The sequence below is a fragment of the Polaromonas sp. UBA4122 genome (genome assembly GCA_002381615.1).
Lineage (GTDB): Bacteria > Pseudomonadota > Gammaproteobacteria > Burkholderiales > Burkholderiaceae_C > Polaromonas.
On sequence record DFWY01000171.1, the window covers coordinates 1 to 5,096 of the forward strand.

Annotated in this window: 2 protein-coding genes; both read right to left on the reverse strand. The window is 60.2% G+C overall.

Annotated elements, in window-relative coordinates; all coding sequences use genetic code 11:
- Positions 1-371: 371 nt before the first annotated feature.
- On the reverse strand, positions 372-2,624 hold the full coding sequence (gene dinG, locus B3F77_RS20545; RefSeq protein WP_293606756.1) for an ATP-dependent DNA helicase DinG: 2,253 nt from the start codon (positions 2,622-2,624) through the stop codon (positions 372-374).
- 495 nt (positions 2,625-3,119) lie between these two features.
- A partial coding sequence (locus B3F77_RS20550) for an ATP-binding protein (protein WP_293606757.1) occupies positions 3,120-5,096 on the reverse strand: 1,977 nt, incomplete at its 5' end.

Here is a 5,096-nt window from a genome sequence, read left to right on the forward strand (position 1 = left end):
TAAGTAAGTGCCATTCGTGTTAATTAGACGAATGGCCCCGTATGCTGGCATAGAAAAATTTCCGGGCCAATAGCGAACATATAGAACGTGCGAATGACCGGTCATGGCCGAGGCTGTGTCAAAACGTCGATGCAAAATTGAATTTCATGAGAGATAAAAAATCTACCTCGTAGAACGGACTAGGTGCGACGAACGAAGGCTCGGTAATGGTTTTGGCACCCCCAATTTTTCGATTGCAGTGCTTCTCTTTGCGTTTTGACACTGCCTCGGCCAAATCCGGTCAGTCGTATAGCCCACGTCAATGTCGGCTTCCGCTGCGAAGCTGCCTGACACCCATGCAGCGTCGACCGTCCGGGTAGGGTCGTAACCCTTCAGGCTGCGGCAAGCTGTCGCACCACCGGAAACGGCGGCAACCCCGCCAGAATCGCCGGCCCATAACGCATCGTTGCCAAGCGGGTATCGCACACCGTGATCACCGCCCTGTCTGTCACTGTCCGCACCCCGCGTCCGGCCCACTGGGCCAGCTTCATGCCGGCTCTAGGCACCGACAGTTCGGTGAAGGGGTCTCGCCCTTGCGCGCTCAGCCATTCGGCCAGCGCTTCCTCCACCGGCGAGTTTGGTGGCATGAAGGGCAGTTTGTCGATGACCACATGCTCGCACAGCTGGCCCGGCAGGTCGATGCCTTCGCCAAAGGATTGGAGGCCAAAGATGATGCTGCGCTCGCCGGCGATGATGCGCCGGCTGTGCTCTTTGAGTAGTTCGGTGCGTGAGCGCACGCCCTGCACCTGCACCTGGCTCAGCAAGTCCTTGGGCAGGGCCGCGTGGCAAGCCTGCATCTGGCGCCTGGACGTGAACAGCACCAGTTGCCCATGACGGTGCTCACGCAGCAGTTCGGGCAGTTTTTCGCACAGCTCATCGGAGAAGCCCGGGCTTTTGGGCGAGTGCTTCATGGGGGCGATGCGCAATTCGCCTTGGGTGGCGTAGTCGAAGGGCGAATCGACGACCAGGGCGCGGCGTTCCGGGAAGCGGTTCATGCCGCTCAAACGGTCAAAGAAGTCAAAGCTGCCGCAGGCCGTCAGCGTGGCCGATGTGCAGACGGCGGCGCTGACGTTGTTCCACAGGTTTCTGGAGAGGACCTGGGCTGCGGTCATGGGGCTGGCGCACAGCCAGGCATCAATCGTGGTACCCCCCGCATCCTCGACCCATTCCAGCCACTTGGCCCACGGTACCTTGTCGTGGGTGGCCCAGGCGCTGAACAGTTTCTCCAGGGTGTCCAGTCGCGAGAGATAAACACCCAGCTCGACCCCGGCACGGCTTTGCTCCTCGCGCTCGGCCGGGGATTGGGATTCGTCGGGCTCCGTCAACGCAGCCGCAATGCTGGAGACCACCGAGGTGATGGCGCGGATGAGGCTGGCGAGTTGCTCGCACTCGGGAATCAGGGCTTCGGGGATCTGGCCCTGGGTGAAGCGGTGGACTGCCTTGTCGGCACTGACGAGTTGCGCCTCGGTCCAGTAGTTCTCAAAAATCGCCAGCTTGTCGGTGCATCCGGTGATAAGTTGGGCAAAGGCCACCGGGTCCGGGCGGGTGGAGGCCGGCAGCACGCGGCCATGGCGCAGGGCAATGGTGCGCAAACTGGTGAGCAGCTTGACGCTGGTGCCCAGGCGCGCGCGATAGGAGAACTGGTCGGCCGCAATGCCGGGCAGGTGGTGGGCCTCGTCAAACACGAACAGGGTGTTGCCCGGATCGATCAGGCTGCTGTCGGTTTGCAGCGTCGCCAGGATCAGGGCATGGTTGGCGACCTGCAGGGTGGCGCTGGCGGCTTGGCGGCGGGCCTTGAAGAAGGCGCAGCTTCTGAAATGTTCACATTGCCCGCCATTGCAGGCATGGGCATTGGCCTGCACCTGGCGCCAGTCCTCGGGCTCGGGCGGCTGGGCCAGGCTGTCGATGTCGCCGTCCCAGGCACCGGAACGCAGCTTTTTGGCGCTGCTCTTGAACCAGCGCATGGCCTCGGCGCGGTCACGTGGGACGGTCCTGGACTGCCAGCGGGCGTCGGCAAATGCCTCCTGGAATTCACTCGTCAGCAGGCTGTCCTGCACCACGTCGTTGATCACGCCTTCCAGGCGGCTTTCGCAGACATAACGGGCACGGCCCTTGAGGATGTCGTAACGCAACTCCGGGATGATCTCGGCCAGACGCGGCAGGTCTTTCTGGAATAGCTGCTCCTGCAAAGCCACTGTGGCGGTGGAGACGATGACGGTCTTTTTAAGCAGCTCGGACGCCACGATCGCCGCGAGGCAGTAAGCAACCGTCTTGCCGGTGCCGGTGCCTGCTTCCAGTTGCGCCAGATTGTTGCCCGTGCGGTCCTCGTTGTCTGGCGCTTTGGCCGATAGGAAGGTCAGCAGGGCTGCCTGCATCATCTGGTATTGCCCAGGACGCGCGATGAAGCCGGGCCAGTCGGCGGCGACCTCGCCATACAGCAGTTCCAGGCGGATGCGGGCGGTCTCCAGCAGATCTGGATCGATGCCCCGCTCCGAGGCATACGCCGGCACGACTACAGGGGACTCGGCAGGGGGAATCGCGGGAGGCACGTGTTCAAGCGCGGGCAGGGTTATGGACAAACTCATCTGGCTGATTATTGATGATGAGGCAATGACCAGGTGACACGTAGCGGATGGCACTAACTAAAAATGACCAGCGCAATTGCTTGATTGGGCAAAGCGGGAAATCTTCTTCCAAGCCGGTACAAGGCTTGCCAGAGGATCCACGCAGCATTGGCACCCTGCCCTTTGCACAACTTTTCTCAATGTCTAAAGGAGCCTGTTGGCGCCAGTTGGCTATTGACCACCCGTGCCGATTTGGTTTTGACCAGTGTTTTCCGAGGAGTATCCCTGGTCAGTCCTGAATCGGCGCAACACAATTTGCTTTGGATAGTCAAAATCAGGTCGGCAGCAATAGTCAGGGGGACATGGCGGTTCGTCTCTAGACGATGCCACATGGTAGTTTAAAAGTTTTTGTTAGTGCTGGTGCTAGGCGCAGCCTGCTGTTACCAGACACAGTCGCCGCATAGGACTGCCAGGGAGTTCGAGCAACTTGGTTAAGCATCGGAACGTGGGCTGCCTTTACGTTACCGATTCGATCGTCCGACCTAAAGTGAAATAAAACGTGGCACCTTCGTTCAATTTGCTTTCAGCCCAGACGCGGCCCCCGTGACGTTCAATGACGCGCTTCACGGTGGCCAGCCCGACGCCAGTTCCAGAGAAATCCTCATGCGAATGAAGGCGTTGGAAGGTGCCAAAAAGTTTGTGTGCGAAAGCCATGTCAAACCCGGCACCATTGTCCTTGACAAAAAAGATGGTGTCGCCATCGGCCCCCAACTCGCTGCCAATGTCAATCCGTGCCAGCACCTGCTTGGAAGTGAATTTCCACGCATTACCCAGCAAGTTTTGAAGGACAGCCGACAGTAAGCGGGGGTCACCATGCGCGCTCAGACCCTCCTGAATGTGCACCTGCGCTTGGCGCTCCGGCTCCCGCTCCCGGCAGTCATGTTCGATCCGCCTGGCGATTGCCGAAAGATCGACATTCTCTAACTTGATCTGTTCGCGGGATAGTTGAGCAAGAGACAGCAAGCCCTCAATCAGCTCGCCCATCTGCTTGGCCCCAGCACGTATTCGATTCAGATAGTGCTTGCCCTTTTCGCTGACATTATTTCCATCGACTTTCGCCAGCAACTGACTGAATCCGGCGATGGTATTTAGAGGCGAGCGTAGGTCATGTGACACAGAATAGGAAAAAGCCTCCAACTCCTGGTTGGCCGCCTGCAGCTGCGCCGTGCGTTGCCGCACACGCTGTTCAAGTCCGGCCTTGAGACGCAAAATTTCATTTTGGGCCTGCTTGCGTTCCCGGATGTCGGTATTGATCGCCAGGACACGGGTAGGCGCACCCTGATCGTCACGCACCAGTGTCCAGTGACCTTCGACGACGAGCGGCAGGCCGTCCTTGTCCGCCTGCATCAGTTCGCCGACCCATTCACCGGTGGCCAGCAAGTGATCCATGGCGCTGCTAAAGTCAGCCGGGTGGCGCATCAGGCCAAGGACAGACTGGCCCAGTGCCTCGGCAGCAGTCCACCGGTACAGCCGTTCAGCGCCCTGATTCCAGTAGAGGATCTTGTGCTGCAAATCCTGGATCACGATGGCATTCTTGGCCTTGTCCAGAATCGATGCCTGCTCCCTGACCTTGGCATCGGCTTGCAGGCGCTCGAGCTCGGCCGCCGCGCGCGAGGCAAAAATTTGCAGGGTTGACTCAATCAACTCGGTCTGTTTCAGCGGGTCGCGAAACAGTACAAACAACATGCCGATCGGCTGGCCTGCCGCGTCTTCCAGCCGCCGCCCCGCATAGGCTTCGGCATCGACGAACAGTGCAGGCATCGAGCACGGGAACCGAGCGCGCACATTCGAGTACACAACGAAGCCGCCTGACTGCATCAGGCTCAAGCAGGGCGTGTCCTCCAGCAGGTAGTCAAAGTTGCTGACGGGCTGCCCCGTCACGACGCCGGCAATGATGCGGGCCATCAGCGGCTCCCCGGGCAGCAGGCGGACCATGAAGCCAGCATCGGCGCCCAATGCCTCCGTCGTGTTTAGCACTAGCTGCTCAAAAAACTCGGTCCCCACCGCAGCCGACACACCCGCCGCCACTTTCAGCACCGTCTCCTCAATGCGTCGCCGCTCCCGGCGCGAGCGGATGTTACCGATGCCAAAGGCCAGGTTGTCGGCCATATCCTGCAGCAGTTTGATTTCGTCGGCTCCCACTTTTTCCACCGAAGCGGAGTACAGAGCCAGAAAGCCGAAGGTCCGGCTGGCATCGCGCAAAGGCAAAACTACAGCGCTGCGGTAGCCGTTCCGCAAAGCCTCCTCGTGACCATAGAACTGGTTGTCCCGCTGCGCGATGTCTTCGCTGACCTTGGCCTGTCCGCTGCGTATGGTCTGCCCGGCCGGCCCGCGACCGCCTTGCTGTTCGGCATCCCAGGTCAGCCTGACGCTGGACAGATAACCCTCCTCGTGGCCTGCATGGGCCATCGGCACGATGCTGAGGGCCTCGTC